Annotated in this window: 14 protein-coding genes; 3 read left to right on the top strand and 11 right to left on the bottom strand. The window is 35.1% G+C overall.

Features of this window, described 5'->3' with window-relative positions; translation table 11 throughout:
- Positions 1 to 325: 325 nt before the first annotated feature.
- The 6 genes from ilvC to ACMDB5_RS11155 form a co-directional block, all read right to left on the bottom strand.
- Complete coding sequence (ilvC, locus tag ACMDB5_RS11180; protein ID WP_413998338.1) at positions 326 to 1,792, bottom strand: ketol-acid reductoisomerase; 1,467 nt, start codon at positions 1,790 to 1,792, stop codon at positions 326 to 328.
- Between the two features lie 14 nt (positions 1,793 to 1,806).
- Positions 1,807 to 2,331, bottom strand: coding sequence for an acetolactate synthase small subunit (gene ilvN, locus ACMDB5_RS11175; protein ID WP_413998337.1), 525 nt, complete (start codon positions 2,329 to 2,331; stop codon positions 1,807 to 1,809).
- A 4-nt stretch (positions 2,332 to 2,335) separates the two neighbouring features.
- A complete protein-coding gene (gene ilvB, locus ACMDB5_RS11170; protein ID WP_413998336.1) occupies positions 2,336 to 4,030 on the bottom strand; it encodes a biosynthetic-type acetolactate synthase large subunit in 1,695 nt (564 codons plus the stop codon).
- Between the two features lie 60 nt (positions 4,031 to 4,090).
- A complete protein-coding gene (ilvD, locus tag ACMDB5_RS11165) occupies positions 4,091 to 5,764 on the bottom strand; it encodes a dihydroxy-acid dehydratase (RefSeq protein ID WP_413998335.1) in 1,674 nt (557 codons plus the stop codon).
- A 282-nt stretch (positions 5,765 to 6,046) separates the two neighbouring features.
- A complete protein-coding gene (gene leuB / locus ACMDB5_RS11160; protein WP_413998334.1) occupies positions 6,047 to 7,165 on the bottom strand; it encodes a 3-isopropylmalate dehydrogenase in 1,119 nt (372 codons plus the stop codon).
- Positions 7,166 to 7,186: 21 nt separating this feature from the next.
- Positions 7,187 to 8,362, bottom strand: coding sequence for a 2-isopropylmalate synthase (locus tag ACMDB5_RS11155; RefSeq protein ID WP_413998333.1), 1,176 nt, complete (start codon positions 8,360 to 8,362; stop codon positions 7,187 to 7,189).
- Positions 8,363 to 8,517: 155 nt separating this feature from the next.
- Here ACMDB5_RS11155 and ACMDB5_RS11150 point away from each other — a divergent pair, with 155 nt between their 5' ends.
- Positions 8,518 to 10,062 carry a hypothetical protein gene (locus tag ACMDB5_RS11150; protein WP_413998332.1) on the top strand — a complete coding sequence of 515 codons (1,545 nt, stop codon included), beginning with the start codon at positions 8,518 to 8,520 and terminating at the stop codon, positions 10,060 to 10,062.
- 49 nt (positions 10,063 to 10,111) lie between these two features.
- Here ACMDB5_RS11150 and ACMDB5_RS11145 read toward each other — a convergent pair whose 3' ends face one another.
- The 4 genes from ACMDB5_RS11145 to ACMDB5_RS11130 form a co-directional block, all read right to left on the bottom strand.
- A complete protein-coding gene (locus ACMDB5_RS11145) occupies positions 10,112 to 11,860 on the bottom strand; it encodes a DUF885 domain-containing protein (protein ID WP_413998331.1) in 1,749 nt (582 codons plus the stop codon).
- A gap of 48 nt (positions 11,861 to 11,908) precedes the next feature.
- Positions 11,909 to 12,130, bottom strand: coding sequence for a hypothetical protein (locus ACMDB5_RS11140; protein ID WP_413998330.1), 222 nt, complete (start codon positions 12,128 to 12,130; stop codon positions 11,909 to 11,911).
- A gap of 62 nt (positions 12,131 to 12,192) precedes the next feature.
- Positions 12,193 to 12,483, bottom strand: coding sequence for a putative quinol monooxygenase (locus tag ACMDB5_RS11135; protein ID WP_413998329.1), 291 nt, complete (start codon positions 12,481 to 12,483; stop codon positions 12,193 to 12,195).
- Positions 12,473 to 13,075, bottom strand: coding sequence for an NAD(P)H-dependent oxidoreductase (locus tag ACMDB5_RS11130; protein ID WP_413998328.1), 603 nt, complete (start codon positions 13,073 to 13,075; stop codon positions 12,473 to 12,475). The genes ACMDB5_RS11135 and ACMDB5_RS11130 overlap by 11 nt, the downstream gene beginning before the upstream one ends.
- 96 nt (positions 13,076 to 13,171) lie before the next feature.
- Here ACMDB5_RS11130 and ACMDB5_RS11125 point away from each other — a divergent pair, with 96 nt between their 5' ends.
- Positions 13,172 to 14,065: a LysR family transcriptional regulator gene (locus tag ACMDB5_RS11125; protein ID WP_413998327.1), complete on the top strand. Its 894-nt coding sequence runs from the start codon at positions 13,172 to 13,174 to the stop codon at positions 14,063 to 14,065.
- A gap of 263 nt (positions 14,066 to 14,328) precedes the next feature.
- Positions 14,329 to 15,207 (top strand): 4,5-DOPA dioxygenase extradiol, encoded by an 879-nt coding sequence (ygiD, locus tag ACMDB5_RS11120; RefSeq protein WP_413998326.1) that lies wholly within the window; start codon positions 14,329 to 14,331, stop codon positions 15,205 to 15,207.
- 128 nt (positions 15,208 to 15,335) lie between these two features.
- On the opposite strand, the gene ACMDB5_RS11115 is transcribed toward ygiD, so the two are convergent.
- The gene (locus ACMDB5_RS11115) at positions 15,336 to 17,312 is read right to left on the bottom strand and encodes a thiamine pyrophosphate-dependent enzyme (RefSeq protein WP_413998325.1); all 1,977 of its coding nucleotides are present in this window, start codon (positions 17,310 to 17,312) and stop codon (positions 15,336 to 15,338) included.
- Positions 17,313 to 17,370 lie beyond the last annotated feature (58 nt).

Raw genomic sequence — 17,370 nt, 5'->3', positions numbered from 1 at the left:
AGATTTACTACTCGCCTTTTTATATTAACAACAATTTCAACATGCAGTAAAAAAATACCAAACCTATACTATTTAGAATATTCTGGATTTAAAATAAAGTAGTGCTGTAATAATTTAAGAATATAGTCCCTTTAACAGCGTAACTTCAAAAGGAATTACTTCACTTAGTTTGCAACTCCTTTGCTAGCTAAGCGATGTAATAAGCAACTATATCCATTTTTGAAACTTAAATAAATTGTGTAACTAATTCAAAATATTGTATAAATAAATGATATAGTGCAAATCCCAACACATTACTATGTGTCGTAACTCCTAAATTTAATCTTTATATTTTTTTCATCGCAGTCATTGATTCTCTCAACCACTCACCAATTTCTTCAATTGGGTGTTGACGAATACTCTTGTTAACTGCAATAAGAACAGTGTTATCAGTACTATTTGAGGTAGAGAAAGGCTTACCAATTACATTTGTTTCAACCGTTTTCATGAATTCAGTCAATAAAGGTTTACAAGCATGATCAAATAAATAGCAACCATATTCTGCTGTATCCGAAATGATTCTGTTCATTTCATATAATTTCTTTCTGGCTACAGTGTTAGCAATCAATGGTAATTCGTGTAAAGACTCATAATAAGCCGATTCCTCGATAATTCCTGTTTCAGTCATTGTCTCAAAAGCCAATTCGACACCCGCTTTTACCATAGCAATCATCAAAACACCATTGTCAAAATATTCTTGCTCTGAAATATGTGCTGCTGTTGGCGCTGTTTTTTCGAAGTTAGTTTCGGCTGTTGCAGCTCTCCAAGTCAATAAATTAACATCGTCATTTGCCCAGTCAATCATCATATTTTTTGAAAACTCACCCGAAATAATGTCATCCATGTGTTTTTGAAACAAAGGACGCATGATGTCTTTTAATTCATCGGCTAATCTGTAAGCTTCTATCTTTGAAGGATTATTCAAGCGATCCATCATATTAGTGATTCCACCATGTTTCAAGGCTTCGGTTACCGTTTCCCATCCATATTGGATTAATTTTGAAGCATAAGCTGGTTCAATCCCTTTTTCGACCATTTTGTCAAAACATAAAATAGAACCCGTTTGTAGCATTCCACAAAGAATAGTTTGCTCTCCCATTAAATCCGATTTTACTTCGGCTACAAAAGAAGAGTTTAAAACTCCTGCTCTATGACCTCCAGTGGCTACAGCGTAAGCTTTTGCTTGAGCTAAACCTTTTCCGTTTGGATCGTTTTCTGGGTGAACCGCGATTAAAGTTGGTACACCAAAACCTCTTTTGTATTCTTCACGTACTTCAGAACCTGGGCATTTTGGAGCACACATAATTACAGTGATATCTTTACGAATTTGCATTCCTTCCTCAACAATATTAAAACCGTGAGAATAAGCCAATGTAGATCCTTGCTTCATCAATGGCATAATCGCCGTAACTACAGCAGTATGTTGTTTATCTGGTGTAAGGTTACAAACCAAGTCAGCAGTTGGAATTAATTCTTCATAAGTTCCCACTTTAAAACCATTATCGGCAGCATTCATATAGGATACTCTTTTTTGAGCGATAGCCTCAGCACGCAAAGCATAAGAAATGTCTAAGCCAGAATCTCTCATGTTTAAACCTTGATTCAATCCTTGAGCACCGCAACCTACGATAACTACTTTCTTTCCTTTTAATGCTTCAATGCCATCAGCAAATTCAGATTGATCCATGAATTCGCAAACGCCTAATTGTTCTAATTGTAATCTAAGTGGTAATGTATTGAAATAATTTGCCATTTTTTTATATTTATTTATTTTTCTAATTCTTCTAATAATGTTGATATTTCCATTTTTTCTTTGGAAACAGAAATTCTTCCTGAACGTACAAATTGCATGATTCCGAAAGGTTTTAATTTTGAGTATAATTCCTCAATATCTGAACGTCTTCCTGATTTTGAAATCACGAAAAAATCTCTCGATACAGTAACTATTTCCGAATGACTTTCTTTTATGATATTTTGAATTCGTCTTTCGTCAAATAATAAGTTGGATTGTATTTTGAACAAAGCACTTTCTAAAAATATAGTTTCTTCATCAATGTGATAAAATGCTTTGATCACATCAATTTGCTTTTCGATTTGACCTACAATATTCTGAACCCATTTCTCGGTAGTATTCACTACGATGATAAACCTAGAAACTTTTTCTATCTCTGATTCTGAAACATTTAAGCTCAGTATATTAATGTGACGCTTTAAGAATATTCCGGATATTCTGTTCAGTAAGCCCACGTTGTTTTCTGAATAAACAGAAATGGTGAATGTTTTATTTTCCATAATATTAACTTAATCTAATGTCCGAAACCGAAGCTCCTGTTGGGATCATTGGGAATACATTATTTTCTTTTTCTACCATAACTTCAAGAAAATAAGATTCTTTTGAAGCCATCATTTCGGCAACTGCAGCATCCAGATCCTCACGTTTGGTCACTTTCTTGGCTTTGATATAATAGCCTTCCGCAATGGCGACAAAGTTTGGATTGGTCATCTCGGTAGAAGCATATCTTCTGTCAAAAAACAATTGTTGCCATTGACGTACCATTCCAAGAAACTCATTATTCAGTACCACAATCTTAACGGGAACTTTGGTTTGAAAAATCGTTCCTAATTCCTGAATTGTCATCTGAAAACCTCCGTCACCAATAATAGCAACCACTTCGCGATCTGGCCTACCCATTTTGGCACCAATAGCCGCCGGCAAAGCAAATCCCATGGTTCCTAATCCACCGGAAGTTACATTGCTTTTTGTCGAATTGAATTTAGCATAACGACAAGCAAACATTTGGTGTTGTCCCACATCCGAAACCATAATTGCATCGGCATTAGAGTGCTTATTAATCATTTCTATCGTTTCTCCCATCGAAATTCCTTCTCTCTTTGGTTTCAACTCGTCATTGATTACAGTTTCTAATTCAATTTTGTATTTTTCTTTAAACACATTGTGCCAAGACTCGTGCTTCTTCTCTTCAATAAAAGGCAGTAAAGCCGCCAACGCCTCTTTGACATCGGCCAAAACTGCTACTGTAGTTTTCACATTCTTATCTACTTCGGCAGGGTCAATCTCAAAGTGAATTACCTTAGCTTGCTTGGCATAAGTGGCTAAATTCCCGGTAACACGATCATCAAAACGCATTCCCAGAGCAATTAAAACATCACATTCATTTGTCAATACATTAGGTCCGTAATTTCCGTGCATTCCTACCATTCCTACATTTAAAGGATGATCTGTAGGTATAGCCGAAAGACCTAAAATTGTCCAAGCCGCCGGAATTCCTGATTTTTCGACTAAAGCTTTTAGTTCGGCTTCGGCTTCACCAAGGATAATACCTTGACCAAATACGATAAAAGGTTTTTTAGCATTATTTATTATTTCCGCAGCTTCTTTTACTTTTTCAAGATTTAAAGTCGGTTTTGGATTGTAACTTCTAATAGCAGTACATTTTTTATAACTGAATTCGAATTCGTCAAATTGAGCATTTTTGGTAATATCAATCAAAACCGGACCTGGACGCCCTGATTTTGCGATATAAAATGCCTTGGCAATGATTTCAGGAATCTCTGAAGCGTCAGTAATTTGATAATTCCATTTGGTTACCGGAGTTGAAATTCCGATAATGTCCGTTTCCTGAAAAGCATCAGAACCCAATAAGTGTTTTCCAACCTGACCGGTAATACAAACCATTGGTGTTGAATCGATCTGAGCATCTGCAATTCCGGTAACTAAATTTGTGGCTCCCGGCCCCGAAGTTGCAATTGCAACTCCAACTTTTCCTGTAGCTCTTGCATACCCTTGAGCTGCATGTGTTGCACCTTGTTCGTGACGTACTAAAACATGGTGTAATTGATCTTGAAATTTATATAATTCGTCGTAAACCGGCATTATGGCTCCGCCCGGATATCCGTAAACCAAGTCTACTCCTTCTTCTAATAAGCATCTAATAACAGCTTCGGCGCCAGATATTTTAATTGTTCCCATTTGGTAAATTTATTTTTTAGAATTTGAAGAAATTTTTATTCAAATTCATTTTTTTGTCGATTATTTATCAGTAACACATCCTTCAGAGGCACTGGAGACCGAACGCATATATTTAAGTAACACTCCTTGTTTAATTGGTGATTCTGGTTGTTTCCAATTGGCTTTACGTTTTGCAAATTCTTCATCAGAAATTTTCATGTCAATGGTGTTTTTAACAGCATCAATTGTAATTACATCTCCATTTTCGATTAAAGCAATTCCTCCGCCTTCGTAAGCTTCTGGAGTAACATGTCCTACTACAAATCCGTGAGAACCTCCTGAGAAACGACCATCAGTAATCAAAGCCACTGAATTTCCTAAACCAGCTCCCATAATTGCAGAGGTTGGTTTTAACATTTCAGACATTCCAGGACCTCCTTTTGGACCACAGTACCGGATGATGACGACATTTCCTGGCTTCACTTCACCTGCTTGTATTCCTCTGATTACCTCTTTTTCGCCTTCAAAAACTACCGCTGTACCTTCAAAAAATTCTCCTTCTTTTCCAGAAATTTTAGCTACACAACCTTCTGAAGCAAGATTTCCGTATAAAATTTGAATATTTCCAGTTGCTTTTAATGCTTTTTGGATTTCATGAATCACTTCTTGACCATCGTGTAAAGCAGGAACTGATTCTAAATTCTGAGCAATTGTTTTTCCGGTTACAGTTAAACAATCTCCATGTAAGAAACCTTCTTTCAATAAATATTTCATTACTGCTGGAACACCACCTACATTATGTAAATCTTCCATTAAGTATTTACCACTTGGTTTCAAGTCAGCTAATAATGGCGTTTTATCACTAATATCTTGGAAATCTTTTAATGTCAATTCAATACCTACAGAGTGCGCCATTGCAATTAAGTGCATCACCGCATTGGTTGAACCTCCTAAAACAGCTACTATCGTAATTGCATTTTCGAATGCTTTACGAGTCATAATATCTCTTGGTTTGATGTCTTTTTCTAATAATATTTTGATCGCTTTACCAGCATCAACACATTCTTGTTTTTTTTCTGGACTCAAAGCAGGATTAGAAGAACTATAAGGCAAACTCATTCCTAATGCTTCAATCGCTGATGACATTGTATTTGCAGTGTACATTCCACCACAAGCACCAGCACCTGGACAAGCATTTTGAATTACACCTTTGAAATCTTCAGGTGTAATGGTATTCTTGATTTTTTTTCCTAAAGCTTCAAAAGCAGAAACAATATTCAAATCTTCTCCTTTCCATTTTCCTGGATGAATTGATCCACCATAAACCATAATAGAAGGACGATTTACTCTACCCATAGCCATCAGCGCCCCTGGCATATTTTTGTCACAACCTGGAACAGCAATCAAACCATCATACCATTGCGCTCCCATAACCGTTTCAATAGAATCAGCAATTACATCACGAGAAACCAAAGAAAAACGCATTCCGTCATTTCCATTAGAAATACCATCACTTACACCAATAGTATTAAAAATCAAACCAACTAAATCCTCTTTCCAGACGCCAGTTTTAATATCTTTTGCTAGATCGTTTAAGTGCATGTTACAAGGATTTCCATCGTAACCCATACTCACAATTCCAACTTGAGCTTTCTTTAAATCTTCTTCTGTCAATCCAATTCCGTAGAACATAGCTTGAGAAGCTGGTTGTGTTTCGTCTTGGGTTATTGTCTTGCTGTATTTATTTAATTCCATTTTTATTGTTGTTTGTGTATTTTAAGTTTATTCCAAAAAAAAACCTCCCAAATAAATGGGAGGTTCTAAATATCTTTTTTAAATATATCTATACCATTCCCTCTGCACATGTAATAATTACATTGACATTAATAATAATTGAAGGAATAATAGTAAATAGTTTCATTTATCTCTTTTTTTAGATGTGCCAAAAGTATAAAAACAAATGAAACAAAAAAATAATATCAACTAAAATTTATATCATTCCGGATTATTCAATGCATTTTTTCTGATTATTATCTACTAAACAATAGTAGATTGTCCTATATAGACATTGTTTTTGTTAAAATAGAGTAAGTCATCTTTATTCAAAATGAAATTTGAGACAAATTCACCGACTTCGTTGGTTCCAAATTTTGAGTCCGGATTTAAATCAATCGTCACCACTTGGTATTCAATGGCTTTTTCTACACCTTCATATATTTTTTTAGCCTCTTCATAAAGACCAAAATGCTCTAATAAAAGGGCCGCAGATAATATAGAAGCAATCGGATTTGCAATGTTTTTTCCGGCAGCCTGTGGATAAGAACCATGAATTGGTTCAAATAAAGCATTCGTTTTTCCCAAAGATGCTGAGGCCAATAATCCTATTGATCCCGTAATTACACTTGCTTCATCTGATAAAATATCGCCAAATAAATTCTCGGTCAAGATGACATCAAACTGTTTTGGATTTAATATAATTTGCATTGCGGCATTGTCTACAAATAAGAAATCCAAAACTACATCAGGATAAGCTGCGCTAACATTTTTAACTACTTTTCTCCACAAACGGGAAGTTTCAAGCACATTCGCCTTATCGACCAAAGTCACTTTTTTTCTTCTATTTTGTGCTGATTTGAATGCCAAATGTGCGATTCTGCTAATTTCTTCTTCTGAATATTCGCATAAATCAGAGGCCACTGTTCCTGCTTCATTTAATTTTTTTTCACCAAAATAAACGCCACCGGTAAGTTCTCTGAAAATAGTAAAATCAGCTCCTTCGATAATTTCTCTTTTCAATGGAGAGGAATTCAATAATGCTTTGTATGGCTTTATAGGTCGAATGTTTGCAAAAAGACCAAGTTCTTTTCTCAGTTTAAGTAATCCTTGTTCAGGACGCACTTTTGCATCTGGATTATTATCATATTTAGGATCTCCAATAGCTCCAAACAAAACGGCATCTGTATTTAAACACAAATTGAGGGTTTGTTCCGGAAGTGGACTTCCTGTTTTGTCGATGGCGACAGCTCCCATAAGAGCATCTTCAAACACAAATTCATGATCATATACCGAGCCTACAGCATATAAAACTTTTTTTGCCTGTAATATTACTTCAGGGCCTATTCCGTCTCCTGATAATACTGCTATTTTTAAATTCATGGCTAGATTCGTTTAAGGATACTAATTTCTAACTAAATCACTTTCTATTTTGCAAGCGGCAATAATTTGATGAATATCGCCATCAAGCACTTCTTTCTTAATATCTGCAAATTTTAAAAACTCAACATATACAATATCCAATTGTACTTTTGTAAGTTCATAACCCACTTTTTTAGCTCTGTAAGCCAATGCGGCTCTACCGCTTCTAGCTGTAAGAACTATCGAAGATTCATTGACACCCACATCCAAAGGATCCATAATCTCATAAGTGGCTCTGTTTTTTATCACTCCATCTTGGTGAATTCCTGAACTGTGTGCAAAAGCATTAGCTCCTACGATCGCTTTATTGGGTTGCACCATCATCCCCATACTTTCAGAAACCAAACGGCTCATTTCATTCAATTGCTTTGTATCAATATCGGTATATAAATTCAAATAAGGATGCTGTTTGAAAATCATTACCACTTCTTCAAGTGCCGTGTTTCCTGCTCTTTCCCCAATTCCGTTTATAGTACATTCTATTTGTCTTGCGCCATTAATGGCTCCCGAAATAGAATTGGCTGTTGCCATTCCTAAATCATTATGACAATGGCAAGAAAGAATCACGTTTTCAATACCTTTTACGTTTTCTCTAAGGTATTTTATTTTTGCACCATATTCTTCCGGCAAACAATAACCTGTAGTATCAGGAATATTCAATACTGTAGCACCCGATTTTATTACTTCTTCACAAACTTTAGCCAAGAAAGCATTATCAGTTCTTCCTGCATCTTCGGCGTAAAATTCAACATCCTCTACATACGATTTAGCATGCGCAACAGCAAATTTTGCTCTGGCGATGATATCCTCTTTGGTAGTTTGAAGTTTATGAATTATATGTGAATCTGAAGTTCCAATTCCCGTATGTATACGCGGTTTTTTGGCAAACTTCAGTGCTGCTGCAGCAACGTCAATGTCATTTTTTACGGCTCTTGTCAAACCACATACAGTGGCATTTTTAACAATTTTGCTTATTTCGGAAACAGACAAAAAATCCCCTGGACTAGAAACGGGAAAACCGGCTTCAATAATATCGACTCCCATTTCATCCAATCGATTTGCTATAACGAGTTTTTGATTGGTATCTAATTTACATCCCGGAACCTGTTCTCCATCTCGCAAAGTGGTATCAAAAATTTGAACTTTCTCTCTATTCATTTTCATTTATTTAATGTAATTTCACATCTCGAGAGCAAAAGTAGATTTCATTAGCTTTTTTATAAAACAGCTTTTAATGAAATATACTATTTGTAAAACCAACAAAAACACCATAACTACCTGATAACAATGTAGTTATTATATTTTATTTTACAATGGCTAACCATCAAAAAGATTTTTTATTTGTATTAATAAAGTCTTTGTCAAAATCAGAAAAAAGACAATTTAAGATTTTTGCAAGCCGACTAGAGACCAGTTCTAATACAAAGTTTATTGAATTATTCAACATTTTAGACAAATCAGAAGCATATGATGAAAAGCTTATTTTGAAAAGCGGTGTCATCAAAAAAGTGCAATTATCCAATTTAAAGTCCTATTTATACAAACAAATCTTAGTGAGTATTCGATTGAATATTCCCAGTCAAAATCTTCGTTACCAGCTAAGGGAACAAATTGATTTTGCTACTATTTTATACAACAAAGGATTGTACAGACAGAGTTTGAAAATCTTGGATAAAACCAAAATTCAAGCATTAGAGCATGACGAGAAAAACATTGCCTATGAGGTTGTTGAATTTGAAAAACTGATTGAATCGCAATACATCACCCGAAGTATCCAAGGTCGAGCAGACGAATTGGTCGTACAAGCCAAAGAATTAAATTATCAGAATACCATTTCCAGCAAACTGTCTAATTTATCCTTGCAGCTGTATGGAATCATGCTTAAAACGGGCTATGTAAAAAACGATGAAGAATATAAATACATTGACAACTATTTCACGAAACACATTTCGAAATTAGACGAAACTAAATTTGGTTTTAGAGAAAAATACTGGTTTTATAATGCCAATCTTTGGCGCAGTTTTTTGGTTCAGGATTTCTTAGCTTGTTATAAATATGCCAATAAATGGGTGACTCTTTTTTATGATGACAGAAACATGATTTACCTTAATCCAGTGTTTTTCTTAAAAGGGAACCATTATTTGTTAGAGTCTTTATTCATGCTCAAGTACAAATCTAAATTCAAAAAGTATTTGGAATTACTGGAAGAAACTATCGGAAATCCTCAATTTCCGGTGAATGACAATGTTGCTTCTTTATCCTTTTTGTATTTATATAACAATAAATTAAATTTTCATATTCTGGAGGGCACTTTTGCCGAGAGTGAATATTTGATCCCGATAATCTTAGGGAAAATAAAACTGCACAGCGAACATCTTGATGAGCATCACGAAATGTTGTTTTATTACAAATTTGCTTCTATTTATTTTGGTGTCGAAAAATACGAGGAATCTATATTTTATTTAGAGAAAATCATCAACAACAAAAATCTTTCGATGCGAGAAGATTTAATGTGTTTTTCCCGATTACTGAGTTTAATTGCCCATTATGAATTGGGCAATGATTATTACTTGGAAAATCAGTTGAAAAACACCTATAAATTTTTGATTAAAATGAATGACTTGCATGAAGTACAAAAAGAGATCATTCGATTTATGAAAAACTTAAACTCTATTTATCCGAGTGATATCAAAAAAGAATTTGTAAAAATGAGAGCACGTTTTATCGAATTGGAAAAAAACACTTACGAAAAGCGAGCTTTCCTTTATTTAGATATTATTTCTTGGCTGGAAAGCAAAATCGAGAACCGAAAAATAAGCGATATCATTAAGGAAAAATCAAAGCTAATCAGTAGATAAGTTTAAATAAAAAAGGAGGCCTAGCCTCCTTTTTTATTGTTTACTGTTTTTATTTTTTAGCTTCTTTCAACATCAATTCTTTGATGTACTTCACGGGAGCACTACCATAGCTTAGGAATTTTTCATGAAACTCTTTCAAATTGAATTTTGCTCCCTGCTCCTTTTTCAGCATTTCTCTTAATTCATAAATTTCGGTATAACCCGTAAAATAGGAAGACAATTGAACTTGTGTTAAGGTAACACGTTTCCATTTTCCTTCGGCTTCTGCTTTTTGCTGAAACGCTTCTTTGATCAATAAATCCAAAGCAGCTTCTTTACTCATATTTTTGATATGAACACTATAATCTAAAATGGCATTACAAGTTGTTCTTAAATTCCATTTGTAATACATCAACCACATTTCATCAGAATTTTTATATCCGCTTTCTAGCATCATCAGTTCGGTATAAGCCGCCCAACCTTCAACCATGGCGCCATTTCCAAGAATGGCTTTGATGATACTTGGCGACTGATTGCTATAAACCAATTGGGTATAATGTCCTGGAATAGCCTCATGGATATTCAATATTTGCAAGATATAATCATTGTATTCTCTTAAATAACTTTCCGCATTTTCGGCAGACCAACCCGCCATGCTTCCTACATTATAATAAGTATTGGCGTTCTTGTCGTAAGGACCCGGAGCTGAAATTGATGCACCGGCAACACCCGCCATATACGCCGGTTCTTTACGCACCACTAAAGGTTTTGAAGGATCGATATAAAGCAAGTCTTTGGCTTTTACATAAGCAACAAGTTCCGGAATTTGTTTTTCTATCTCCGATTGGAATTTTGCTGGTGTAGTATGTTGCAAAGAAATCTTATCGATCACCATTTTAACAACTTCTAATTTATCTGCTGGTTTTGGTGTGTTTTTCAGGTATTTTGCCCACAATTTATCTGCCAAGGCAAACATTTTTTTATGCAATTCTTTCTTATGAGTGATTGCCTTTTGAAAAATCATGTCCGCACTATAACTCGATTGAATTTCGAGATCAAATTTTTCAGCATATAAGGCTGCCCCCAATCGAAAAGAACGAGGAGTTTTGTTATCTAATCCTTTCAACCAATTGGCATAATCCGTAATGGCATTAACAGCTATTTTAGCTTTTTCACTAATTGCTTTCTTTTCGGATTCAGGCAATCTACTTTTGTTTAAAGCCTCATGCAAGTCTTTTTCGAAAACAGAAATCCCACCCAAATTTTGGTCAATTGCCAAAGCCGTATGTTCCAAAGTTGGATTCTTAATATTCTTTTTAGCGGCTTCATAATAAGCCGGAATTGCATTCATTTTTTTATTAAAATTCTGCAAACGATTCTCTAAAGCATCATAATTTCCGTTCAAAATCTCTGCAAAAGAACCACAAACATTATATTCAGAAGGATTCCATTGGTAGGATTTCATTTTATCAAGACTGAAAATAGAACTCTTTAACTGATTTTGAATAATATAAAGATCCGTTTTATTATTGTCCGTCAAATTCTCTATAGGGTACTGTTGCAAGGAATCCAGCTGTGCATGGGCGAAATCCAGTTGTCTTTTTTTATAGGCTAAATCCGGAACGACTAAAACGCTATCCAATTTATGATAACCCTGACTTGCGGCCCAATCCGGATACAGCGACCAAAGATCAATTACAAAGTCCTCTTTGTATTTTTCGAATTTTTCATTTAAAGCTTTTTCATCCACTTTTTCCGCTTTTTTATTACAGGAAATTAGTAGAACGAAACTTACTAGACAGAGTAGCGTTTTTTTCATAAGTAGTATTTTTGAGGTCTTAAAGGTATAAAAATACTCACAAAACTCTTATAATTCTTTTCGACCTCTTAGGATATCTTCAAAAGTGGCGCATTTTACAAGCTCCAATTTCTCATCAATAAGTATTGGCAAATGAACAAATTCTACTTCGGAGAGGTCTTCTTTTAAATAAAAGGCCATGTCCTCAAGACTAAAAAACCACTCGGTATCAAACTGTACTTTGTTGATAGTAGCGTCTTTGATAAGCAATTTTTCTCTTAAAGGTTTCATTGTAACTTTATCTAATTATTTTCTTTTCAAAATTAAAATTTCGAACAATAGTACCCAAATTATTATGCTAATTTATCGGTTCTGTAAACAATAGGCGCTTCTTGCAACAGTACTTTCGAATTTTCGAAAAAAGAAATAAGATGCGATTGCTCATTATGAAGCTTTAATCCAGCTTCATTTTTCCAAACTTCGTGAAAAATAAAAATAGTTGGGTCTTCCCCACTTTGATGCAAATCGTATTGCACGCAAGCCTCTTCTTTAGTCGAATTTTGAACCAAATCCAGTAGAAGTGCTTTCAATGTTGCTCTACTTTCGGGTTTGCTTTTTAGAACAACGGTTAAATTAATTTGCATATTCGGTTGTAAAAAGTTCAGACAATTGATTATTATACACTTCTAAATTCTCTTCAAGAGCAGGGTTTTTCATCACATCGTAAAAATGAAAACTTCCTAATTTTTCCATTCCAACAAAAGAGTTCATTTTATGAAATCCAAACAAAACACCTTGGTCAACACTGTGTTGGTCAAAAAACTCGTCCACTAAAGTAAACGCTTCTATAGGAGCATTCCACGATGACGTTACTATGTATTTTTTCCCATGAAGCAATCCTCCGGTTCCGTAATTTCGAGTCGGATTTGCTGATCTACGTCCGTCACTTTTGTAAATCGTACCGTGACCTTCGGTAAAAACTACGTCGATATATTTTTTAAGTTTATTAGGCAATTGAAACCACCAGATTGGCGTGTGATAAATAATCACATCAGCCCAAGTAAACTTGGCTACTTCTTCGGCTGGGTTGTAGTCCTCATTTATGTTGGTTGTTTTTATTTCAAAGCCTTCTTGCTTTTCAAAAAAACGAGCCGTTTCGTTTGCAATTGTTTGATTAAACTGTCCACCTGAATGACCGAATATTTGTCCGCCATTAATTATAAATATTTTTTTCATAGTTCCTTCTTTTAATTTGATGGTGCAAATTTATAACTAGAAATTCTATTATTAAAATAACATAATTCATACCTTTGTATCATAATTATAATAGTTATGATCAATTTAGAATGGTATCGCACTTTTAAAGCAGTTTATAAAACGGGAACATTGACTAATGCTGCCGAAGTATTATTTATTTCACAACCTGGCGTCAGTCTGCATTTGAGTTCGTTGGAAAATTATGTAGGTTACAAACTATTTGACCGAACTGGTCGAAAAATGGTTCCCACCGAAAAAGGGAAAGTACTCTACAATTTTATCATTGAAGCATTGACTAAATTAGAAGAAGCGGAAAAAAACTTTCAAAGAAGCACTGAGAAAAACACACCTACAATAAGCGTAGGAATGTGTTTTGAAACGTTTCAAATCACACTAGAACAGTATATTTCGACCTTACCATTTAATGTTATCATTCAATTTGGCGAATATCCGGAAATGGTAGAAAGTTTAGAAAAAGGAATTTTGGATTTAATCATTACACCACAAATGGTGGTTAAAAACACAATCGAATATCAAGCCTTTTCATCAGAAACTATTGTCCTTGTCGGTGGAAGCGAAATTGACAATTTAGAATTCAATTCTATAGAAAAAAGGGAGAGCTTAGAAGAAATCGAGCTTTGGTTAAAACAACAAAAATGGTACGGAACTACTGGTGATATGGAACATTTACGCCGTTTTTGGCAATTAAACTTCAACAAACACCCTGATTTCCGTCCTAATTATATTGTACCCAATATAAATTCGATTGTGCGCTGTTTGAGTAGCGGCAAAGGATTGGCTGTCGTGCCTGATTTTTTATGCCGAGAAGCAATTGAAAACGGTTTAATCAAACTAATTTGGGAAGGAAAAATTCCATTAAAAAACACACTTTATTTTGCCACTAGAAAGAAAACAATGTATCAGGAAGAAATTGCTTTGATCAAAAAACTGTTTTTGGAATTGAAGTAATTCAATCATTCTAAACCATTACTGTAAAATCAATTTCGAATCTCCCTTTCGGTAAAGTCCATAAAATCTAAAAAATCAAAATTTATTTTAACCGTCTAATTTCATTTTGAATTACCGTATTTTCTATGAAATTATGATTTAAAACACACTTTGTTAAGCTAATATCTATTTTCCGTAAATTGTTACGTATTGTTAAAGTTTATTAAAATATAGCCTGATTTCGTTTTTAGTACTACATTTGTATATACAATAATTGTATAGAAATGAATAGATCAAATTTTATTAAAATAATATTAGGAGGCGCAACTATGGCAAGCTTACACCCATTTTATAATTGGACACAGGATTTACAAGAGCAGGACGAAAAGCTTCCTGCATTATTTATTGGTCATGGTTCACCAATGAATGGAATTGAAGATAGCGCTTTTTCGAGGAATTGGGCAAAAATGGGAAGCGAAATTCCTAAACCTAAAGCTGTTTTGGTAATTTCGGCACATTGGTTAACCAATGGAACCCATATTACGGCAATGAACAATCCAAAAACGATTCACGATTTTGGAGGTTTTCCACAAGAATTATTTGATGTGCAATACCCAGCTCCCGGAAATCCGGAATTAGCGCTAGCAACAAAACAATTAATTACTACTACAGACGTTGGTTTGGATCACGATTGGGGTCTGGATCACGGAACTTGGACCGTAGTGCGTCATATGTATCCCAATGCCGATATTCCGGTGTTGCAGTTAAGTATAGATTACAGCAAACCACCACAATACCATTATGATTTGGCCAAACAATTGGCTTCTCTTCGCAAAAAAGGAGTATTAATCATCGGAAGTGGTAACATGGTTCATAATCTTAGAATGGTAGCGTGGGATAAGTTAAGCGAACCGGAATATGGTTTTGATTGGGCAAATGAAATGAATACCATCTTTAAAAATAAAATTACAGATGGAAACCACAAAGCATTGATTGCTTATGAAACTTTGGATAAAGCGGCAAAATTAGCGATTCCAACTCCAGATCATTATTATCCGATGTTGTATTCTTTGGCTTTGCAGGATTCTAAGGACGATGTTAGCTTTTTTAACGATAAAGCAGTTGGTGGTTCGTTGACGATGACTTCGGTTAAAATAGGTTAAACGACCCTAATAAATCTTCCAAAAACTGGATTAAATTATAGCTTTAAAAGACAAATTTCACGAATTCTCACCAATTGATTAGTGAGAATTCGTGAAATTTGTGTTTATATAGCAAAACAATTGCTTAATTAGTACTGTAATAATCCCAATAATTCCTTTTCAAACCTGCCTTTCGGTAAATATTGGTCTTCCAGAGCTTTTGTAAACGGAATTGGAGAATCCAAACTCGCTACGCGTTTCACGGGAGCATCGAGATATTCAAAACAGTTTTCCATAATCATTGCCGAAATATCACTGGCTACTCCGCCAAACATAGAGTCTTCCTGATAGATAATTGCTCTTCCCGTTTTCTTTACCGAAGCATAAATCGCTTCAATATCCAAGGGTTGCAGTGTTCTTAAATCCAATAAATCTGCCGAAATTTGGGGATTTTTAGCCAAAGTATCCAAAGCCCAATGTACTGCGGCACCAAACGAAATAATCGTAACATCAGTTCCTTCTTTCAATATGGCGGCTTTTCCCAAAGGAATCGTGTAATAATCCTTTGGCACGTCTTGGTAAACGCTTCGGTATAATTGTTTGTGTTCGAAGAACAATACCGGATTTGGGTCGTTTATGGAAGCATTCAACAATCCTTTGGCATCATATGGAAAGGCAGGATAAACCACTTTTAAGCCTGGCGTTTTAGTAAACCAAGCTTCATTGGTTTGCGAATGAAAAGGTCCTGCTTGTGTTCCACCACCGCAAGGCATTCGAACCACAACATCGGCATTTTCTAACCAACGGTAATGCGATTTGGCCAATAAATTTACAATTGGATTAAATCCTGTCGAAACAAAATCAGCAAATTGCATTTCTACAATCGCTTTATATCCGTTGATGGACAAGCCCATTGCTGCCGAAACCACAGCGCTTTCGCAAATAGGCGTATTCCGAACTCGTTCTTTACCAAACTGGGCTACAAAACCATCGGTGATTTTGAAGGCACCACCGTATTCGGCAATGTCTTGTCCCATGATAACCGAATTTTCGTGACGCTCCATAGACTGTTTCAAACCTTGGGATATGGCATCAATAAAACGAATGTTTTCTATTTCTTCGGAAGGACTAACTTCTTCATTAATAAAAGTTTTATAAACATCATCTAATTCACCACTATAAGTAGCTTTAATCTCCGGCTCAGCATTAGTTAAAGCCCAACTCTCTTCAATTTCTTTCTTTATTTCGCTTTGCAAAGCAGTATCAAAATCCGCCGTAAGAATTCCGTTTTGAGTCAAATATTTTTTATAATTTTCTACAGGATCTTTTTCGGCCCATAAATCCATTAATTCCTGCGGAACGTATTTGGTACCACTCGCCTCTTCGTGCCCGCGCATTCTGAAGGTTTTAAATTCCAACAATACGGGACGTGGGCGTTCTTTCATCGACGCTTTTAATTCGGTCAAAATATTGTACACTTCCAAGATATTATTTCCATCAACAATATGGCTTTCCATGCCGTAACCAATTCCTTTATCGGCAAGGTTTTTGCATCGGTATTGCTCATTGGTTGGGGTAGAAAGTCCGTAGCCATTGTTCTCTATAATAAACAATACCGGCAATTCCCAAACCGAAGCGATATTCAAAGCTTCATGAAAATCCCCTTCGCTGGTTGCGCCTTCTCCGGTGAACACGGCAGTAACTTTCCCGTTTTTTTTCAATTTATTGGCCAAAGCAATTCCGTCAGCCACACCCAATTGAGGGCCCAGATGCGAAATCATTCCAATAATTTTGTATTGTTGGGTTCCAAAGTGAAAACTTCGATCGCGTCCCTTGGTAAAACCATTTGCCTTTCCTTGCCATTGAGAAAACAAGCGATGTAACGGAATATCTCTTCCGGTAAACACACCTAAATTGCGGTGCATTGGTAAAATGTATTCATCAGAATCTAAAGCAGCGGTTAGCCCTACTGCTATTGCTTCTTGACCTATTCCGGAGAACCATTTGGATACTTTTCCCTGACGAATTAGAATCAACATTTTTTCCTCTATCAGTCTCGGTTTTAGAATTCTTTTATATAAGTCTAATAATATATCGTTGGTTAGATTTTTTTTGTCAAAATTCATTTTTTGGCGATTTGATTAAATCAAAAATAAAGAAAATACAACAGTATAACCTAAATTT

Origin of the sequence: Flavobacterium sp. W1B (assembly GCF_047344965.1) — a bacterium.
Lineage (GTDB): Bacteria > Bacteroidota > Bacteroidia > Flavobacteriales > Flavobacteriaceae > Flavobacterium.
The sequence above is the reverse complement of the archived record's forward strand: the minus strand, read 5'-3'. Positions and strand labels throughout refer to the sequence as shown.